Origin of the sequence: Haloflavibacter putidus, assembly GCF_006546625.1 — a bacterium.
GTDB lineage: Bacteria > Bacteroidota > Bacteroidia > Flavobacteriales > Flavobacteriaceae > Mesonia > Mesonia putida.
Map to the genome: position 1 here is coordinate 1 of NZ_VIAR01000048.1, position 281 is coordinate 281.

Here is a 281-nt window from a genome sequence, read left to right on the forward strand (position 1 = left end):
GCCTGTGACGATACGGCTAGTGGCAGCGATACCGATGAGCTGAACATTTTCGATTTAACGGTAAAAGAAGCAGAGATTGTAGACGGCAATAGCTCTTGGACCCTTACCTGGTATGCCACAGACGATCCGACTCTATTGAACGACACCACTTTAATCAACGATCCAAGTGCCTTTACCAATACAGAAAACGAGCAGACCATCACGGTAGAAGTAACCGACTCAAACGGCTGCAGTGCACTTACTACCCTAACTTTGGTAGTAAACCCATTGCCATCACCAAC

At 47.0% G+C, this 281-nt stretch carries 1 protein-coding gene; it reads left to right on the forward strand.

Translation table 11 applies throughout. From position 1 onward, the window contains the following. The coding region (locus FKR84_RS13465) for a hypothetical protein (protein ID WP_233357786.1) at positions 1 to 281 on the forward strand (281 nt) is incomplete at both ends.